Below are 19840 nucleotides of genomic sequence, written 5' to 3'. Positions count from 1 at the left end.
CTCGACTTGGGCGGGCGCTCAGGCGGGCTCCCACGCGTTCTGATCGAGATCGGGCAGGGTCAGACTGCAGGCCCCCGGGGTCGTGATGCCCTCGATGCGCACGAGCCCGTGACGGTCGCTGCGGCGGCGCACGACCTTGCCGCTCGGCAAGGTGACCTCGCAGCGCACGCCAGGGATCGGCTCTTCGTTCTCACCGACGAGGCAAAGCTCGACCCAGTGCGGTTGCTCGTCGAACATCGGGCTGGGCTCGAAGGTCGAGGCGACGGGGGGCGCGAGCTCGGGGATCGCCGTGGGCGAGATCTTTGGGATCGCGGTGTCGAGCTCGTAGCAGCGCAGGGCGTTGACTGCTCGCGCGGACGGCCGCTCGCGCCTGCGTCCGAGGTCGTGGCGCAGGCGCTCGGGTCGAGCGCGGTCGAGCTCGCTCAGCAAGGCGCGAACCCGCGGGTTGGAGCCGTGGGCAGCCAGGAGGCCGCGCAGCTCGCGGGCGGTGAGTCGTCGGCCCGAGCTCGGCGCGCGCTGGCGAGCATCGCAGAACATGTACTCGACCCCGGCGAGCCGAATGTTGCAGGCGATCACAAACGCAGTGTCCCACCGCGGACCCCCGAGCGAAAGTGGGGAGGGCGCGCGATCGATCGCGCTTCACCACTCCTGCGGGTAGGCCCCCGAGCGCGACGAAGCTGATACCTTCGTCGTCGATGGCGACGTCGTACCGAGTTCGGCAGGGCGAGTGCATCTCGAGCATTGCCCATCGCCATGGCTTGTTCCCCGACGATCTGTGGCAGGCGCCCGACAACGCCGAGCTCCGGGCCGCGCGGCGCAACCCCAACAGCCTCGCGCCGGGCGACGTGATCGTGATCCCGGACAGGGAGCCCAAGCAGGCCAAGCTCGCCCTCGACAGCAGCCACACCTTCAAGATCAAGGGCGTCCCGGCCAAGCTCTCGGTCCTCGTGTCCGACGACGGCGAGGCGCTCGCAGACCGGGCCTACACGCTGACCGTCGACGGCGTCCGCCACGAGGGCGCGACCGACTCGGACGGCAAGGTCGAGGTCTGGGTCGCGCCGGGCTCGCGGCGCGCGCTGCTCGAGGTCGAGGTCGAGGCCGACGACATCTGGGAGTACGAGCTCGAGCTCGGCGGGCTCGATGCGGTCGAGACGATCCGCGGCGCCCAGGCCCGCCTGACCAACCTCGGCTACGGCTGCCCGAGCTCGGGGCAGCTCGACGACGACACCCGCGCGGCGCTCGAGGCCTTCCAGGCCGATCACGAGGTGAGCGTCAGCGGCGAGCTCGACGAGCCGACGATCGCCGCGCTCGCCGAGCATCACGACAGCTGAGACGATGCCGATCACCTACCCGCCGGATATCGACTACGACGCGTTCACCGACGCGCCCGTCTGCGACTCCCACGCGCGCCAAGATCGGCTCCGCGCCCGCCAGAAGATCGCGGCCCAGCGCAGCGCCGACACCCAGGACGTCGCGCGAAATCGCGTCGCCCGGCGCTACTGCGGCGTCCGGGAGGTCTGGCTCGAGATCGGCCCCCAGCGCTCGACCAGCTACTCTCCGGTCCGGGCCAAGCAGCACGGCTATTACGAATGGGACCGCGCGCACGCCCAGCTCGCGAGCGCGGCGCCTGGGCGCCTTCACTTCGTGCCCGGTGATCCGAGCGCCGCCAACCTCGGCGTCGGCGGCGAGGTCTGCACGATCAAGTACGTCCTCCACAAGCCCACGCGGATCCGAGAGGCCACGCTCGAGGTGTTTCGGATCGGCGATCCAAACCCGCTGCTCAGCGTCGCGCTCGACTACAGCTCGGCCAACCGTCGGCTCGAGCCCCGCGACGCCAACGGGCCCGTGCGCCTCCAGAACGACGACCTGGTCTGGGACGGGCGCCTCGCCGCGGTCGACGCCCGGGTCGACGGTCAGGTCGTCGACGTGGCCAGCTCGCCCTACAAGCTCAAGCTCAGCGTCAAGCCCAAGCGCAGGGCGTGGACGAAGCTCGGCGAGGCCTGGACCTACTTCGAGCTGCTCGTCGACTCGATCCGGCTCGAGTGGGGCGACGAGGCCGTGATCCCGCTCGCTCGCAACGACGTCGACGCGCGCTTCCAGGCCGACGTCCGCGCCTACGAGGTCGCGCTGCTCCAAGAGCTCAAGGCCAACGCGGTCGTCGCGGGCGTCGAGCTCGACACCGCCGACCACCGCCTGACCCTCGACAGCAACCTGTTCACGACCAACCTCGACGGGCAGTCAGGCACGGATCTGCCGTTTCGCAGCTACAAGCAGATGTGGGGCGACGGGCCGTTGATCCCGGTCCAGGCCGCGATCACGCTGCTGCGCTCCGACGGGGTGGTGACTCAGGCCACGGCCGCCCCCTGGGCCCTGGGCGCGGCCGAGTTCTTGTGGGACTGGGAGGACGACCCGGCCAACAAGGTCACCACGTGGGCTGGCGCCGCGCCCCAGCGCACCCGCGACTACCTGACCCACGCCCTCGATCACCTCGTCGAGGTCGAGGCCGAGGCCGGCGAGGCGCCCGAGGGCTCGAACAATTGCCACCGTCAGCACGGCGGCAAGCGAGGCCGGGGCGCGGCGCGGGTGTTCCCGACCGAGGCCGCGGCCAACTACACGGCTGCGACCGCGGCGCTGCTGCCCAACGAGCCGCCCTTCGAGGTCTTGGACTGTCCCGCGCGTCGCTGGGCCGGGCGCAGCAAGCCCCGCAAGTCCGGGGTCGCGGCGGGCTCGACCGGCGTGATGTTCCAGCCCTCGCGCATCGCAGGCGACCGCTACCGGATCTCGGTCTACCTCCTGACCCGCGACTTCCCCTACGACGAGACCGGCCCGAACTTGCGGGCCTCGGCGCTGCCGCAGGCGTCGAGCGGGGTGTTCGAGATCTGGCGCCGAGTCAACGCCTGGATCTACCGGGCCGACGGGACCGTGGGCAACGTCAACACGGCCACGGTCGAGGGCATCTTCGAGGAGGCGCGGATCGAGCTGGAGATGGCCCCGCCCGCGACCGTCAACGTCGGGAGCTGGGAGGACTCGTTCTTCCTCGGCGTGACCGACTACATGACCTACCAAAACAAGGTGTGGTTCGGGACCATGCTCGGCGCCGACCAGGCCGGGCCCGACTGCGTCCAATTTGGTGATCCGCTCAACGCCCCGGCCCACGTGAGCGCGCTGGCGGCTACGGGCGTGTGGCAGGTCCAGGTCACGGGCGCCGTCAACGACCACAGCCTCAGGCCTGGCGAGCCGGTCGAGCACCCGGGCACCCACACCCGGGGCTTCGTCATCCACCGCGAGCAGGTCGGGCCTGGCTACACGATCTACGTCCACCACGCGCTCGGCCAGCACCTCGCGCCGGGGCCCAACCTCACGGTGGTTCGCGGCAACATCGCGCTCAACGTCGTCGCGGTCCAGCGCATGAACGCGCCCGCCGACCGCCAGACCGTCGAGGACGCGCTCAATCCGCTGTGTGCCGTGGGCTTGAGCCAGCAAAGCTACAGCCAGGTCAGCAAGGGCATCTCGACCCGGGTCATGCGCGAGTACGTCGCCGCGAACCACGCCGCAGACAAGGGCGTGTTCTTCTTCCTGTTCCAGCAGATGGCGACCCACGCGGGGGAGTCGCGGGCGGGCGGGACCAATTCTTCGATCGCGACCGAGACCTGCGCCTACGCGTACCTCCAGGATGACCCCGCGCTCGGTGGGGGCGGGCTCAAGGCCCTCGACCTGGTCGCGGCCCACGAGCTCGGCCACGCGCTGTTCTTGCCCCACTCACCCCACGAGCAGGGCGCCAAGCCGGCGGTCCACATCGCGGTCCCGGACAATGAGCACGACAACTGCATCATGAACTATCACGTCTCGTCGCAGCACTTTTGCGGGATGTGCATGGTCCGGCTGATGGGGTGGTCGGTGCACGGCGAGGCCGAGGCCGCAAACGCCGACGCGGAGCTGGTCAAGATGTCCAACGTCGACACGGGCAACAAGCGCGAGTTCGAGATGGTCACGCTCACGGCGACGCTCCCGGTCACCCCGCCGCGGACCGTGCGGCAGCTCAACGACAGCACCACGCTCAACCTCCCGACGCGGCCCACGGTCGAGGGCGCAGACACGACCGATCTCACCGCCAACGCGCCCGTCGTGCTGTTGTCGGCGACCGCCGATCGCCGTCCACCGCTGGTCGACGCCCAGCGTGAGGGGGTCTGTGGCCCGCTGCGGCTCGAGGCCACGGCGCGGATGCCCGCTGGCTCGCGCTACGTGTGGCACATCGAGCGCGCGCCCGATGATCACGCCCAGGTGCAGGCCGCGTCCCAGCGCCCGCTCCCGACGATTCACGAAAGCGGGCCCAACAACGAGTTTCTCGAGGTCGAGACCGACGCGACCGGCACCTTCCACGTCAAGGCCAGCGTCGACGTCGCGGGCGGGGCCGCGTTCGACGACACCGCCGAGTTTCTGTGCTTGAACCTGGTCCTGCTCAAGGTCGAGCGGCTCGAGAGCAAGCACAAGTTCACCAAGCACCCGGGCGGCTGCTGGCTCAACCACGGCGACATCGTGCTCGGCAGCCAGGGGGGCAACGAATCAGCTCCGGTCCGACTTCAGACCAAGATCCGGCTGATCGGCGGCGGCGTCGACGGCAGGCGCGGCCTCGACAAGGTCTCGGCCGGCTGGATCAACAACATCCGCAGCGACTCGACCGGCGCCAGCTACATCACCACCGACGGCAGCGGCGACACCTGGACCTTGCGCTCCATACCCCTGCAGCGCGACGCCGGGGGCGCTGCCTATGCGCGCTTGAATCCCCAGCCGAGCGACACCGCGCCGGTCGTCGACAAGAGCGCACCCGCTGGCGTGATGACCCACTGGACCGCGCGCCACGGGGTCTTGACCGTGGCCCAGCCCAACGCCCAAGACGCCCTGAGCCTCCACGCAAAGACCAAGCCGATCGGCGCGCACTGCTGGATCCAGGCCGAGGACGCGCCCAGTCAGGGGTGGGACATCCACCCCCCGACCCTCGGCCACTTCGACATCGATCGCGTGTGGTTGCGGACCAAGTTCACCGCCTATTTGTGCGTCTGGACCCACAGCGCGCCGTGCCTGATCGGCGTGGCCGAAGAGCTGCCGTGGGAGCTCGAGGCCGAGTACAACGTCAACCTCGCGGGCCGCCGCGGACGCGCACCCACCAAGATGCACGTGTTCGCCCTGGCCAAGACCAAGCACGTGACGCTCGTCAGCGCGGTCGAGACCGACCTCGAGTGGTGCCCGCCGGGTAGCCTCAGCTGTTACAAGCCGCGGCACATGCCGCCTGACGAGGACCCCGTCAACGGCGTGGGCTTCTCCTGGAACGACCCGACCGTGCGCTGAGGGCTGGAGAGAGCACCCCAAATAATCTTTGTGCTCGGGGTCGAGCCCGATAAGACAAAATACTCTTTGCCAGACCTATTTTGGGTTGGCTGGTTCGAGATGGGCACGATCATTTTCGAGGATCAAATTTGGCTTCGGATCGAAGAATGCCCCACGTAGGGCGGGGACGGGCTCGAGCGCCAACCTTGCGAAGCGAGGTGGTCGAGGGCGAGGTCGGCACTCGTCGAGCCGCTGCCATGCCCCGCTCGCGCCGCCTACCTCCGCCTTGTCGGTCCAGCCTTGCAGGACTTCGCAGCGCGGGGCGTACGTCGCGCCACCCCAAGCCTGCTTCATCTGGCCTCACCGCAAGCCCCGATGGATCTTGCCCCCGGATGTGAACAGCAACGCGTTCGGTGCGCGGTCGGCGAGCGAGGGCCCTCGCCAGGGCGCTCTGTGCAGCGTCGCCGCGGGTCCAGCATACTGGTTGGGGGCGCGGCTGGATTGGTTGAGCGCCAGCATCGCCGCCTTTGTCGCGCCTGGCTTTGTCGGCGTCGCTGGTTTCGCCTATCACGAAGGCCGCCATGGGTACGAAGTTCGCCGACGTCCCCGATCCGCTAGGCCCCGTGTTCGCGGAGGCCGAGCGCCTGGTCTCCGAGCTGTTTCGGGACAAGGGCGTGAGCAACGCGGAGGGCACCATCGAGATCGCGGGCGAGCGCTACGTGTTGGTCCGCGCGGCGTCGCTCTCCGTCGAGTTCTTCGGCATGGTTCGCGGGCTCTACGGCGAAGGCCGTGAGGCCGAGGCCGACGACTTCGCCCGCAACATCCTGTTCGACCTCGCCCACGGGATCGGCAAGGCCGACGCCCTCAGCTACGCCGAGCGCAGCGGCGTCGAGGATCCGCTCGCCAAGGTCGCCGCAGGCCCGGCCCACTTCGCGCACTCGGGCTGGGCGCGGGTGAGCGTCGATCCGCGCTCGAGGGTCGTCGCCGACGACTCCTTCATGAAACTCTTCGAACACCACAACAGCTTCGAGGCTGACGCGTGGATCCGCGCGGGCGTGAGCACCGAGTTGCCGGTGTGCATCATGAACGCCGGCTACTCCTCGGGCTGGTGCGAGTCCGCGCTCGGGATGCCGCTGGTCGCCGCCGAGCTGCGCTGTCGGGCCAAGGGTGACGAGGCCTGTCAGTTCGTGATGGCCCCGCCGGATCGCATCGACGCGCACATCGAGGGCCTGCTCGCCCGCGAAGCGCATCGCCCCCGGCCGGGCTCGGTCCACGTTCCGGACTTCATGTTCCGCAAGCGCATGGAGGAGGAGCTGCGCCAGCGCAAGGACGAGCTCGAGGCCAAGCAAGCCGAGCTGCGTCGGTCCGAGCGCTTCTTGCACGACATCGTCGAGGGCATCCCGCTCATGGTCTTCGTCAAGGAGGTCAAGACCGGTCGCTTCGTGCTGTTCAACCGCGCCGGCGAGCAGCTCACGGGCCTGGACCGAGAGGCGCTGATCGGAAGCCGTGACCACGATCTGTTCCCGGCCGCTCAGGCCGACCTATTCGTGGCCAGGGACCGCGAGGTGATCGAGGGCGGGGTCGTGGTCGACATCCCCGAGGAGATCATCGACACGGACCGGGGCCCGCGGGTCCTGCACACGATCAAGGACCCGATCTTCGACGAGGAAGGCCGGCCGGCCTTCCTGCTCGGGGTCTCCGAGGACATCACCGAGCGCAAGCGCCAGGCCGACGAGCTCGCGCTCGCTGGCGAGGCGCTGCGCCAGGCCAAGGACGAGGCCGACCAGGCCAACCGGGCCAAGAGTGAGTTCCTCGCCAACATGAGCCACGAGATCCGGACCCCGATGAACGGGATCCTCGGGATGACCGAGCTGCTCGCGGGCATGGAGCTCAGCGGTCAGCAGCGCGACTATGTCGAGACCATCCGCCAGTCGACCGAGACCCTCTTGCACCTGATCAATGGGATCCTCGATCTATCCAAGGTCGAAGCCGGGCGCCTCGAGCTCGAGCAGACCAGCTTCAGCCTGCGCGAGACCCTTGGTGACGCGCTCCAGACCCTCGGCGTCAGGGCGGCGGGCAAGGGCCTCGAGCTGGTCCAGAGCATCCTGCCCGAGGTTCCCGACGGGCTCATCGGCGACCCGATCCGCCTTCGCCAGGTGATCCTCAACCTCGTCGACAACGCCGTGAAGTTCACGGATGTCGGTGAGGTCGTGGTTTGCATCGACATGGTCGGACAGCACGAGGACCGCGTGCGCCTGCGCTTCGAGGTCCGCGACACGGGCGTCGGCATCCCCGTGGACGACCGCAAGCGGATCTTCGAAGCCTTTGAGCAGGCCGGCCGGAGCGTGCCGAGGCGTGCCGGCGGGACCGGCCTCGGCCTCGCAATCTCGAGCGAGATCGTTGCGATCATGGGCGGCAAGCTGGAGCTCGACAGCGAGCTCGGTCACGGCAGTCGGTTTTGGTTCAGCGCCGAGTTCGGCGTCGACGAAGCCGCGGCGACCCCCGGCCCGCTGCGCAACCTCATGCGTGACCTGCCGATCCTCGTCGTCGACGACAACGACACCAACCGCCGGGTCCTCGCCGGGCTGCTCTCGACCTGGCGCGCGCACCCGACCACGGCGACCTCGGGGCCCGAGGCGCTCGAATGTCTGCGGGCGGCGGCGGCCGTCGGTCGGGACTTTCGCGTGGTCCTGCTCGACTCGCAGATGCCCGGCATCACCGGCCTCGAGGTCGCGCGACAGGTCCGCGACGATCCGCGCTTGCGCGCGACCAGCCTGATCCTGCTGTCGTCGGGCGGGCTGGGCGGCGAGGTCGCCGAAGCCCAGGCGCTCGGCGTCGCCCGATTCTTGACCAAGCCGGTCAAGCAGTCCGATCTCCTGCGCGCGATCGAGCGCGAGCTCGGCGTCAGTGCGCCCCGTCTGGCGCCGGCGCGAGAGCCCGGCGCGCGACCGCTGCGTGTGCTCGTGGCCGAAGATGATCCCGTCAATCAGACGGTCGCCCGGACCCTGCTCGAGCAGCGCGGCCACGAGGTCACGACCGTCGCCGATGGCCGGGCTGCGCTCGAGCGCGTGTTCGCGGACCACGAGCGCTTCGACGTCGTGCTCATGGACCTGCGCATGCCGAGGATGGGCGGCCTCGAGGCGACGCGGGCGATCCGCGAGGGCGAGCGTGAGACCGGCGGGCATGTGGCGATCATTGCCATGACCGCGCAAGCCATGTCCGGTGATCGTGAGCGGTGCCTCGCGGCCGGCATGGACGACTACGTCGCGAAGCCGGTCACCGGTGCACAGCTCGCCGATGCCCTCGGCCGGGTCCGGGACGCGGCTTCGCCGAGCTCGCCCGGACCCGAGCCAACGCCAGCCTCGGCCCCCTCACCCGCGCCGCTGGTCGACTGGCAGCGCTCCGTCGAACGGCTCGGGGGCAGTGAAGCGATGATGCTCCGGGTCGCGACCGTGTTCCTCGAGCAGCTGCCCACGCTGCGCGAGGGGCTCGGCCAAGCCGTCGAGGCCGAAGACGCGGCCGCGTTGCGAGCCGTGGCTCATCGCTGCAAGGGGGCTGCGGGCGCGCTCGGTAGTGAGCGGGTCGCCGAGCTCGCCCGTCGCCTCGAGCTCGCTGGCGAGCGGGGCCAGCTCGAAACCATCGCCTCGGACTGGGCGCAGCTTCGAGCCCTGTTCTCGCAGCTCGAGGCCGAACTCGAGGCTCGGCTCGAGGCCCCGGTCAAGGAAACAGACCCCGGGCCAGCTTCGCGCGAGTGACCCGCTCGACCCCCTCGACCAGCGCCGCCGTGCGGTTGTCGACGCCCAGGGCCTGTGCTCGCGCGGTCATGCGGTCGAACCCGTGGACGAGGAGCTCCCGCAGCCGGCGATTGATCTCGTCGAGGCTCCACATCAGGTTTTGCATGCCCTGAACCCACTCGAAGTACGAGACCGTCACGCCCCCGGCGTTGCACAGGATGTCGGGGATCACGAACACGTCGCGCTCGGCCAGGATCTCGTCAGCTTCGAGCGAGGTCGGTCCGTTGGCGCCTTCGGCGAGGATCCGACAGCAGATCCGGCTGGCGTTGGCGGCCGTGATTTGGTTTTGGATCGCGCAGGGCGCCAGGATATCGCAGGGCAGCTCGAGCAGCTCGGCGTTGGTCAGCCGGTCGGCGTCGGGGTAGCCGTCGAGCAGGCCGTGGTCATCGACCCAGGCCGTGACCGCCGCGAGGTCGAGACCCTTGGGATCGTGGAGGCCCGTGCTCGCGTCGCTGACCCCGACCACGCGGACCCCCGCCTCGGCGAGCAGCTGCGCCGCGTGGCGCCCGACGTTGCCGAAGCCCTGAACGACGGCCGTGGCCTTGGTCAGATCGAGCGCGAGGTGGTTCGCGGCCGCTTCGACGACATCGACCAGCCCGCGGCCCGTGGCCTCCTTGCGGCCGAGCGAGCCGAAGTGTTCGACGGGCTTGCCCGTGACCACGGCCGGGACCGTGTAGCCCGCCTGCTGGCTGTAGGTGTCGAGGATCCAGGCCATGATCTGCTCGTCGGTCCCGAGATCGGGGGCCGGGATGTCCTTGTCTGGACCGAGCATGGCGATGAATTCCGAGGTGTAGCGTCGCGTGACCCGTTGGAGCTCGGTCCGGGAGAAGCGGGCGGGATCGATGCGAACGCCCCCCTTCGCCCCGCCGAAGGGCAGCCGGACCAGCGCGCACTTCCAGGTCATCCACATCGCCAGGGCCGAGACCTCGCCGAGGTCGACGTCGGGGTGGTAACGAATCCCGCCCTTGGTCGGGCCCATGGTCAGCACGTGCTGGACGCGGTAGCCGAACACGGTCTCGACCTGGCCGTAGCGTTCGCGGCGAAAGGACAGGGCCGCGACCTGGCTGCGCTGGGGGAACAGCAGCCGCTGGCGGACATTGTCGTCGAGGTCCATGACCTGCGCGGCCTTGAGCAGCTGCTGTTGCGCGAGGCGAAACATCGGCGAGTCCCACTCGCCCGATCGGGCCCGCGAGCGCTCGAGCACGTAGCGGATCGACCGCGCCAGGGTCTGATGATTGATGCGGTCTTTCATCAGGTAGTCCTGGGCCCCGGCGTCGACCGCCTTCATCGCCAGGGACAGGTCGTCGACCGCGGTCTGGACCACGACGGGGAGGCTGGGGTCGGCCGCCCGGACCCGATAGAAGGTGTCGAGGCGCGTGCTGTCGGGGAGGTTGAGGTCGAGGAGCAGGATGTCGGGGCGGCGCTCGCGGATCCGGGCCAAGCCCGTGTCGAGCCGGCCGACCGTCTCGACCTCGGCGTTGAGGCGCGGCTCGGCGCCGAGCAGGCCTTCGACGAGCGCGACATGAACGGGATCGTCCTCGATGAGCAGGACACGGATGCCGGCCTCCGCCATGGTCACCTCCGCTGGAGCTTGCACAATAGCGCGACCCCGGTCGGGCGCTGCGACCGGCCGCGCGAGGTCGACTCTCGTAGCGACCCGGGCGGTCCTGGGGCTCTCGCTGTGTCCGGCAGCTCGACTGGGTGGCGCTCGGCGCAGGACCCGGCGCGACCCGGACCCGCTCACCGCAGTCCCGGGCACGGCGCGCCCAGAACGAGCGTCGACTTCGCAAGCGACAGCGAGCTCAGCGCCGAGCCCTTCGAGCTGTACGCCCTCGGCCTGACCCCGATGCGCACGGCAGCAGGGACAGGCCCCAGCCCCACGTCATCCTTCCACCCTGGGGGGCTCAGGCGTCGACGGGCTCGACGGGGGAGAGCTCGGCGAGCTCACCTTCGTCGAACATCCGGCTCTCGATCAGGAAGCGCAGCCCGAGCGGGATCTCGAGCGAGAAGCTCGAGCCGCGCCCGGGCTTGATGTCGACGGTCAGCTGAGTGTGCTCCCAGGTCTCGAACTGGCGCTTGTCCATGTAAAACGGGCAGCCGTGGATCTCGCCGAGCTTGACGTCGGAGCGGCCGAGGCGGAATTCGCCGAGCGCGAAGCACATCGGCTGGGATCCGTCGCAGCAGCCCCCGGACTGGTGGAACATCAGGGGGCCGTGCTGTTCGCGGAGCTGATCGATGACGGCCTTGGCGGCGTCGGTGACGAGCACGCGTGGGGTCGACATTAGAAGAATCCCAGGGCGTTCTTGTCGTAGCTGATCAGCAGGTTCTTGGTCTGCTGGTAGTGGTCGAGCATCATCTTGTGGTTCTCGCGGCCGATGCCCGACTTCTTGTAGCCGCCGAAGGCCGCGTGGGCGGGGTAGAGGTGGTAGCAGTTGACCCACACGCGCCCGGCCTGGATCGCCCGCGGCACGCGGTAGAGCTCGTGGGCGTCGCGGGTCCACACGCCCGCGCCGAGCCCGTAGAGCGTGTCGTTGGCGATCTCGACCGCGTCGGCCTCGTCGGCGAAGGTGGTCAGGCTGGTGACCGGGCCGAAGATCTCCTCCTGGAACACGCGCATCCGGTTGGTCCCGCGGAACACGGTCGGTTGGATGTAGTAGCCGCCCTCGGGCGCGTCGCCCTCGTAGACGCCGCCGCCGATCAGGACCTCGGCGCCCTCTTGCGCGCCGATCTTCAGGTAGTTTTGGATCTTCTCGTACTGGTCGTTGGAGGCCTGGGCGCCGACCATGGTCTCGGAGTCGAGCGGGTTGCCGACCTTGATCTTGCTGACCCGGTCGACGAAGCGATCGATGAACTTCCCGGCGATCGCGTCCTGGACGAGCACCCGGCTCGGGCAGGTGCAGACCTCGCCCTGGTTGAGGGCGAACATCGCGGCGCCCTCGAGGCACTTGTCGAAGAACGCGTCGTCGTGATCCATGACGCTCGAGAAGAACAGGTTGGGGCTCTTGCCGCCGAGCTCGAGCGTGACCGGGATGATGTTCTCGGACGCGTACTGCATGATCAGCCGGCCGGTGGTGGTCTCACCGGTGAACGCGACCTTGGCGATGCGCTCGCTTTGGGCCAGCGGCTTGCCGGCCTCGGGCCCGAAGCCATGGATGATGTTGAGGACGCCCGGGGGGATCCGATCCTTGACGAGCTCGACCCAGGCCATGATCCCGACCGGCGTCTGCTCGGCCGGCTTGAGGATCACGCAGTTGCCGGCGGCGAGCGCCGGGGCGAGCTTCCACGCGGCCATCAGCAGGGGGAAGTTCCACGGGATGATCTGGGCGACGACGCCGAGCGGCTCGGGCAGGTTGATCGACACGGTGTTGGCGTCGTGCTCCGAGATCCCGCCCTCCTGCGCGCGGATGGCCGCGGCGAAGTAGCGGAAGTGGTCGACGACGAGGGGGAGGTCGGCGGCCAGGGTCTCGCGGATCGGCTTGCCGTTGTCGACGGTCTCGACGCGGGCGAGGTACTCGAGGTTGTCCTCGGTGATCTGGGCGATGTCGAGGAGCATCTTGCTGCGCTCGGCGACGGAGGTCTTGGTCCAGGTCTTCGCGGCTGCGTGCGCAGCGTCGAGCGCGCGCTCGACGTCGGCGGCGCCGGAGCGCGGGATCTCGCAGAAGGTCTTGCCGTCGATCGGGGACGGGTTCTCGAAGTAGCGGCCCTCGACGGGGGCCACGTACTCGCCATTGATGAAGTTTTCGTAGCGGGATTTTAGCTCGGGTCGTTCGTAGATCATCGGTGCATCGCTCCGTGGTGTGGGGGGGGGCCGCTCGACGGGTTTGCCTTGCGGTGGAGGGTTTGGTGGTGATTCACTCTTATTTGCAGGTCGACGCGTGAGTCTCTCACAGCGCTCGCTAAAAATCGTGTGATCCTGCCAGCGTTGAGATGCCCTCGTCTACACCACCCGCCGCGCAATTGCGGACCCACCTTCGAGAGCCTCTGACGCAGATCGAGCGCTCGCGGCCGGTTCGATCCGCTGGTGGCCGCCGTCGAGTACGCCAAGGCCCACCTCGACGAGCAGCTGACCGTGGCCAAGCTCGCCGCGCTCGCGGACATCAGCGGCGTCTGCCCGAACACGTTGCGAAAGTACCTGTCTCGACCCGGCCATGAATCCCCTCAGGAGCACCAGCGAAGCGGTCAGGAGGCCGACTCAGTGAGCGCAACATCGCTCGGTGTCGTCGCGCTGTCCTTGCTCGTGCTCCAACCGGCAGCTCCGGTCGACGCCGCCGCTGGACTGAGCTTTGAAGATGGCATCCCAAAGCGCGAGCAGGCGGCGTTGGCTGACGACTTCGGGCGGATGTTGGGCATGGCCTGCGAGCCGCCGCCGTGTGTCGAGGACTGCGCCGCAGACGAAGCCAGCCTGAGCGCGCGGATCGGCGGAACCAGCCGAGTCTACTCGCTCGACTGGGTCGTCAGCGATCCTCGCCTCGACGCGCCGCTGACCCTCGCCAGCACCTGTGAGCTGTGCAGCGTCGCCGAGCTCGAGGAGCAGCTCGCCACCGATCTCGACACCTTGTGCACGCGGCTGGCCGTGCTCGACAAGTCCCCCAGCCGGGTCCAGATCAACACCGATCCCGACGGCGCCCAGGTCCGGATCGACGGCCGGGCCGCGGGGCGGAGCCCGTGGATCGGGGAGTTGGTCCCGGGCGAGCACCACGTGGAGGTTCGCTTTGGCGGCTACGAGTCCGAGGAGCGCACCTTGCAAATTGTCGGCGGCCTCGACGAGCGCGAGGACTTCGTGCTGGTGCCGAAGCTCGGTCGCGGCCGACCGGCGTGGCCGGGGTGGACGAGCCTGAGCCTGGGCGTTGCGCTTGGTATCGCTGGGACGGCGTTGATCGCGATGCACGGCAAGGATTGGCCGGGTCGCTGCACGGGCATCAACATCGATGTCAACGGTACCTGTCGCTTCTCCTACACCACGCGCAACCTTGGCGTGGGGTTGGCGGCCGGCGGCGCAGCGATGTTCGCGACCGGGGTCGGTCTGGTCGTCTGGGCCCAGCGCGGGCAGGTCAGCGCGGGTCTGACCTGGCGGGGGAGGTTCTGAGCATGCGCGGCGAAGAGGTCAAGACCCTCGTCGCGTACACCAAGACGCGCCCCGATCCGATCCCCGGAGCTCCGGCGAAGCCCGGCCCTGCGACCCGTGACGACTGGCTCCTGCCCAAGCTCGCGCCCGGCAGCGTGATCCCCGAGACCCGGCTCAGCATCGTCCGCTGGCTCGGGCAGGGGGGCATGGGCGTGGTCTTCGAGGTTCGCCACCTCGACATCGAGCGTCGCTACGCCGTCAAGCTGCTCAGCCTCAGCCAGAGCTTCAGGAGCATGCGTCGCTTTCGCGAGGAGGCTCGGACGATCAGCCAGATCGGCTCGCCGTGGATCGTCGAGATCTTCGACTTCAAGGAGCTGTCCGACGGGCGCTTGATGTACCTGATGGAGCTCGTCGACGGGGTCAGCCTCTGCGCGATCGGGCGCGACGAGGGACCGCTGGCGCTGCCGCGTCTGCTCGGGCTCGCGCGTCAGATCTGCAAGGGCCTCCACGACGCCCACGAGGCCGGGTTCGTGCATCGGGACGTCAAGCCCGAGAACGTCATGGTCAGCACCGACGCGCGCGGGCGCGAGCAGGTCAAGCTCGTCGACTTCGGCCTCGCCGCGCTGGCCGAAGGGCCCCGGCATGGCAACAACGGCGGGACCCCGGCCTACATGTCTCCGGAGCAGTGCCAGGGCATCACCGCCGACGAGCGCGCCGACATCTACTCGCTGTGCGTGACGCTCTACGAGCTCGCCAGCGGGCACCTGCCGTTTCAGACCACCGACGTGGACGCCATGCGAACGAGCCACGTCATCACGCCACCGCGGCCACCTTCGGAGCTGGTCGAGGGCGGGCTCCCGTCGGGTCTCGACAAGATCATCTTGCGAGGCATGTCCAAGGATCCGGAGCTGCGCTACCCATCCGCGGCCGAGCTCGAGGCCGCGTTGATCGAGCTCCAGCTCGAGCTGGGCCTTCGCACCGCCTGGGACGAGCTCCCGGCGCCGATCCTCACCGACGAAAAACGGACCCAGCGCCTCGAAGAGGGCCTGGCGACGATGCGGGGGTTCGAGCGGATCGCCGCACGACGCCGAACGATCGTTGGCGTCGCCTTGCTGGCACTGTTCGGCGTCGCCCTGGCCCTGGGCTGGCGCAATCACCTGCGCGCCGAGGCCGAGACCGTCGCTGAGGTCCAGCGCGAGATCGAGGGCTTGAGCGAGCGCGCGCGCGAAGCCGCCGCGCACGCGCGCTGGGTCTACCCGACGGTCGCCGACCCCGAGGCCGAGACCGCCTACCGAGTCGTGCTCGAGCTCGAGAGCCTGCAGCTCGTCGGCGTCGAGCAGACCGGCGCGACGCTGCGCGACGAGTTCGCTGACACGCTCCTCGGGCTCGGCGACAACTACTGGGATCGCGAGGGCGGGCGCGAGTTCGCCTGGGAGTTCTATGTTCAGGCGCTGATGTTCGGTGACCACGAGCGCGTCAAACAGCGCGTGGCCCTGTCCGAGGCCTCGCTGCTCAAGCTGCGCGAGCGCGCGGCGGTCGGCGAGTTCGAGCCCCACGAGCTCGTGGCCACCGAGCCCCTGGTGGCCCTGGCCGAAGGTGATGAGAAGCTTCGCTATGAGAAGTTGGCCGCCGTCAAGCGAGCCCGCCGCCAGCAGGGCCGCACCTCAGCCGAGGTCGATCGCCTGTTCGACACGCTCGGCGCCGAGCTGCCCGACGAGCTCGTCCGCGAGGTCGCTGCCACCCTCGGGCCGCGGGCGGTGGCCGAGCCGCCCGAGCTCCCGGTCGATGCGTTTGATGTCGAGGTCAGCGAGGCCACCGACGGCGAGCTCGCGGACGCCGAGCTCGCCGCGGACGTCGAGCTCGGGGACGGTGAGCCCGGGGCGGGCCAGCTCAATGACGCGGGCCCAAGCCACTCGTCTGGACCGTCGAGGAAGCACAAGTCCTCGAACAAGGCGGCCGTCGAGGCAGCCCAGGCCGCCTACGAGGCCGGCCGCAACGACGAAGCCGAGCGCTTGTTTCGCCAGGTCCTCGCGCGCAACTCGAGGAATGTCGCCGCCCTCGTCGGCCTCCACCACATCTACTTCGACCGCAGCGACTACCGCCAGGCGCTGGAGTTCGCTCGACGCGCGGTCAGGCTCCGGCCCAAGCGCAAAGATCTACATATGTTCGTGGGAGACTCGTGCACGAAGATCATGGATTACGGCTGCGCCCGCAAGCACTATCAAAAGGCAAAGGGCCTCGGTCACTCGCAGGCCGGTCAACGGCTGAGTCTGCTCGAGAAGCGGGTAGGGTCGAAGTGAAGCCTCGCTACTACTCGTTGTGTGCCCTCATGTTCGTGAGGTGCCTCGTCGAGGCCAACCCGCAATTCGTCGACCCCAACGACAATCAAGAGAGCGGGACCGCGACAGGGACAGGGACAGGGACAGGGACCGAGACCGACACCGGGACAGGGACCGAGACCGACACAGGGACAGGGACAGGGACAGACTCAGAGACCGGGGCCGATACGGGGACGGACACAGGTACAGGGACCGAGACCGGCACCGGGCCCTGAGCTCAGCCGAGGTAGCTCTCGTCTTGTTCGATGCGTGACAAGACCCAGTCGAACTCACCGCGGGTCAGGTGCGCAGCGCAGCGCTCGCAGTTCCCGGCCATGTTGACGGTCAGCGGCGCGCCGCAGTTGGGGCAGCCGCTGTCGTCGCGGGCCTCGCCGCGTACTCCAGCTCCGCGGATGACCGTCCAGTACTCGCTGTAGCGCCGCCTCTTGGTCGGCGATCCGCCGACGAGCGTTTTATCGTGCGCGCGGATCGTGTAGTCGAGCCCCGACGCAAAGATGCGCACGGTCAATGCGTCGTACCACTCGTCGCGGGTCAGCTTGACGAACTCCACGGTCTCGATCCGCATGTCTTCGAGGCAGTTGATCAGCTTCTGGCGCTCGTAGGCCTCGATCCAATAGCGCAGGTAGTCGTGGATGCCGTCGGACAGGTAGGGGCGCGCGAGGGTCAGGTCGCGGGCGGCCCACGCGGTGTTGAGATGGTCGTAGATCCGCTCGATTCGAGCCTGGAGCGCGCCGCGCTCGACCCTGGGATCGTCGTGGACCAGTGACGACCACGCCCGAGCAAAGCGGGGCGAGACCAGGGTCGGGCGCTCGGTGCCGAGCTCGGGCGCGTAGCCGCCGAGGGCCGGCGGCCGGCGCTCGTCGGTCAGCAGCCGGGTGCCGATGAGGTGCCAGTCGAAGCGCCCGTTGCTCACGACCTCCCCGCAGTAGTCGCAGCGTTGATCGTCGGTCGACTCGAAAGGCGCGCCGCAGTTTGGGCACTTCAGGGCGAGGGCCTGGTCCGGGGGCTTGCTGGTCACCTTGCTCCCGCGACTGAGCCGCCACTGCTCGACCACGTAGTGCAGCGATCCCGCGGCGCTGAGGTTCGACTCGAAGCGGATCGTGACCACGGTCTGGAGCCCGCCGAGCTCGAGCGCGGTGACCTGCATGCTGCCGATGACCACGTTGGAGATCTTGGCGCCGACAGGCTCGCGCCTGGCCAGGGTCTCGCGGACGCCCGGGACGACATAGGGCGCGAGCGAGGCCATGGCCTCGGCGTCGCCCCGAGCCTCGTGAACCCGGGCGTAGAGCTGGTAGGCGAAGTCTTCGAATACCACCGAGGAGAAGTGCGGATCGCGGGCCAACAGCGGCTGCCAGTCGATCGCGCGCGCCCGCGGGGGTGGTGGGGGCGTGAAGTCGGTCGTGTGGCTGTCCCAGGTGTCGCGGGTCTTGGCCACGAACTTGAGGACGTTGCTCGCCGTGCCGATGAACATCAGCAACAGGACGCCGGCGAGGCCGCACCCGCCGAGCTCACCGCCGCCGCCGCCACCGGAGTAGCTGCCGCTCGAGTAGCCGGAGTAGCCGCTGCCCGAGTAGCCGGAGTAGCTGCTGCCGGAGTAGCTGCTGCCGGAGTAGCTCTGCCCGCCGCCGGGCCGGGCCTCGGCGAGCTCGGCCGCGAGCAACCCGGCGCCCATGAGCACGATCCAGACCAGCATCTGCGGGCCGAGCCTTCGTCGCCAGCTGCTCATGATTTGGCCCCCAGATCGATCGCGTTGGGCAGCTCGTCGATGTCGTCTTCTCGCGCTTCGCACCAGCGCTCGAGGGTGTCAGCGAGGGTCGTGAGGCGCTCGGCGAGGGTCGCGGCGTCGCCTTCGTCGTGGAGCACCGCGGTGATCGGGGCCACGGCCTCGCGCCACTCGTCGGCGGGGATCGTCTCGCTGATGCCGCTGTCGGCGAGCACCCTGATCTGCTGTTCGAACAAAGAGACGAACACCAGCAGCCCGGTTCGCTCGCGGGTGTAGCGAACGCCCTTGGTCTGGAAACAAGCTGCGGCGGCGGTCTGGGTCTCGCTGCGCTTGCGGGCCTCGCTCACGAACATCGCGCGGAGGCCGGGGACGGCGCGCAGCAACCCGACGGTGGCCGCGCCCGCGAGCGGCGGGTGGATCAGCAGCCAGTGGAGGTTGAACACCCACGGTGAGTAGAGCTGGAAGGCCAGGACCGAGAGTGCGATGACGCTGGCGACGATCAGATCGCTGCCCAAATAATTGCCGACGATCGGCCGGACCACGACCACGAGCTCGGCGCGGCTGCGGGTCTCGACGGTCTCGATCGCGGCCGCGAGCTGCCGCTCGCCATGCTCGCTGAGGAATTTCACGGGCTCCAGCGTCCCGCGCGTGCTGAAGCTGCGTCAAGCCACCGACTTCAGCCGCCGACTTCAGCCGCCGAGGAAGGGCACGGGCGCAAGAAGGGCGGGTAGGTCAGGGCGATCGCCATCAACACGCAGCCAATCAACGCCAGCGCGGCCCTGGGCGCCGACGAGCGCGACCCAGCCGGGGCGCGCTCGGGGTCCTGCGTGAAGCTCGAGTTGCCTCGCAAAGTGTGGGGGGAGGCCGAGGTGCTCGAGCGCACGGATTGCTGGCGTATCTGACTCTTGCTTCATGTCGTCACCGCGCCCGTGGCTCTGGTTCGTGAGCTGCGCTGGGATGGATGAGGCAATGCCTCTCCATGCCGCGGGCAGTCGCGGCTCACAGAAAAATCGACGTCAGGTTGCTTGTAGCGTCGCTCAGCGGCTCGGCGGTGGGTATCGACAGCGTAGGCGAGCGTTCGACCTCGGCGGGGACGAGGCGAAGCGAAGGGGGGCGCGGGGTCAGGCGGTGACGGTGATCAGCCCCCCACGATCAACCCTATCAACGCCCCGCGCAGGCTGGCAGTGCTCGGGCCTCGAGGGGCTGGGAACTCGTCGCGTCTGGCCGCTGGTCGGTGGCCGCAGTAGATTTTACGACGAAGGAACATGTCGCGCGCTCAGGTGCGCATACGAAGGAGGGGACATGCCACGACTAGTTCGAAACTCGCCCGCGGAGAAGCTCTCTGGTTACAAGCGGCCGTCGACGAAGGCTGCGAAGAAGAAGGCGGCGAAGAAGAAGAGGACGAAGAGGAAGGCGACGAAGAAGACGGCTGCGAAGAAGACGGCTGCGAAGAAGGCGACGAAGAAGAAGCAGGCGAAGAAGAAGCAGGCGAAGAAGAAGACGGCTGCGAAGAAGCAGGCGAAGAAGAAGCAGGCGAAGAAGAAGCAGGCGAAGAAGAAGCCGGCGACGAAGAAGACGGCTGCGAAGAAGACGG

The 19840-nt window shown here is 68.9% G+C and carries 11 protein-coding genes; 5 read left to right on the top strand and 6 right to left on the bottom strand.

Annotated features, from left to right (window positions below):
* Positions 1-18 precede the first annotated feature (18 nt).
* Positions 19-576 (bottom strand): hypothetical protein, encoded by a 558-nt coding sequence (locus ENSA5_RS28075; protein ID WP_106394792.1) that lies wholly within the window; start codon positions 574-576, stop codon positions 19-21.
* Positions 577-695: 119 nt separating this feature from the next.
* On the opposite strand from ENSA5_RS28075, the gene ENSA5_RS28070 reads away from it, so the two are divergent.
* The 3 genes from ENSA5_RS28070 (at position 696) to ENSA5_RS28060 (ending at position 9080) form a co-directional block, all read left to right on the top strand.
* Positions 696-1331, top strand: a complete 636-nt coding sequence (locus tag ENSA5_RS28070; protein WP_146156195.1) for a PGRP and LysM peptidoglycan-binding domain-containing protein — start codon at positions 696-698, stop codon at positions 1329-1331.
* Positions 1332-1335: 4 nt separating this feature from the next.
* Positions 1336-5346, top strand: coding sequence for a zinc metalloprotease (locus tag ENSA5_RS28065; RefSeq protein ID WP_106394790.1), 4011 nt, complete (start codon positions 1336-1338; stop codon positions 5344-5346).
* Positions 5347-5906: 560 nt separating this feature from the next.
* Positions 5907-9080: a response regulator gene (locus tag ENSA5_RS28060; RefSeq protein ID WP_106394789.1), complete on the top strand. Its 3174-nt coding sequence runs from the start codon at positions 5907-5909 to the stop codon at positions 9078-9080.
* Here ENSA5_RS28060 and ENSA5_RS28055 read toward each other — a convergent pair.
* The 3 genes from ENSA5_RS28055 to ENSA5_RS28045 form a co-directional block, all read right to left on the bottom strand.
* Positions 9043-10692 carry a Glu/Leu/Phe/Val dehydrogenase dimerization domain-containing protein gene (locus ENSA5_RS28055; protein WP_106394788.1) on the bottom strand — a complete coding sequence of 550 codons (1650 nt, stop codon included), beginning with the start codon at positions 10690-10692 and terminating at the stop codon, positions 9043-9045. The genes ENSA5_RS28060 and ENSA5_RS28055 overlap by 38 nt on opposite strands.
* A gap of 331 nt (positions 10693-11023) precedes the next feature.
* Positions 11024-11401 carry a DUF779 domain-containing protein gene (locus tag ENSA5_RS28050; protein WP_106394787.1) on the bottom strand — a complete coding sequence of 126 codons (378 nt, stop codon included), beginning with the start codon at positions 11399-11401 and terminating at the stop codon, positions 11024-11026.
* On the bottom strand, positions 11401-12897 hold the full coding sequence (locus ENSA5_RS28045) for an aldehyde dehydrogenase family protein (RefSeq protein ID WP_106394786.1): 1497 nt from the start codon (positions 12895-12897) through the stop codon (positions 11401-11403). The genes ENSA5_RS28050 and ENSA5_RS28045 overlap by 1 nt, the downstream gene beginning before the upstream one ends.
* 243 nt (positions 12898-13140) lie before the next feature.
* Here ENSA5_RS28045 and ENSA5_RS28040 point away from each other — a divergent pair, with 243 nt between their 5' ends.
* A complete protein-coding gene (locus ENSA5_RS28040; protein ID WP_106394785.1) occupies positions 13141-14205 on the top strand; it encodes a PEGA domain-containing protein in 1065 nt (354 codons plus the stop codon).
* Positions 14206-14207: 2 nt separating this feature from the next.
* A complete protein-coding gene (locus ENSA5_RS28035; RefSeq protein WP_106394784.1) occupies positions 14208-16484 on the top strand; it encodes a serine/threonine-protein kinase in 2277 nt (758 codons plus the stop codon).
* Positions 16485-16740: 256 nt separating this feature from the next.
* Here ENSA5_RS28035 and ENSA5_RS28030 read toward each other — a convergent pair whose 3' ends face one another.
* Entirely contained in the window at positions 16741-18249 is a 1509-nt protein-coding gene (locus tag ENSA5_RS28030) for a TIM44-like domain-containing protein (protein ID WP_146156194.1), read from the bottom strand.
* Positions 18246-18875 carry a hypothetical protein gene (locus ENSA5_RS28025; RefSeq protein WP_106394782.1) on the bottom strand — a complete coding sequence of 210 codons (630 nt, stop codon included), beginning with the start codon at positions 18873-18875 and terminating at the stop codon, positions 18246-18248. Before ENSA5_RS28025 ends, ENSA5_RS28030 begins: the two co-directional genes overlap by 4 nt.
* Positions 18876-19840 lie beyond the last annotated feature (965 nt).

This window comes from Enhygromyxa salina, from assembly GCF_002994615.1.
GTDB lineage: Bacteria > Myxococcota_A > Polyangia > Nannocystales > Nannocystaceae > Plesiocystis > Plesiocystis salina_A.
Note: the sequence above shows the minus strand (reverse complement) of the source record. Positions and strands in the feature narration are given on the sequence as shown.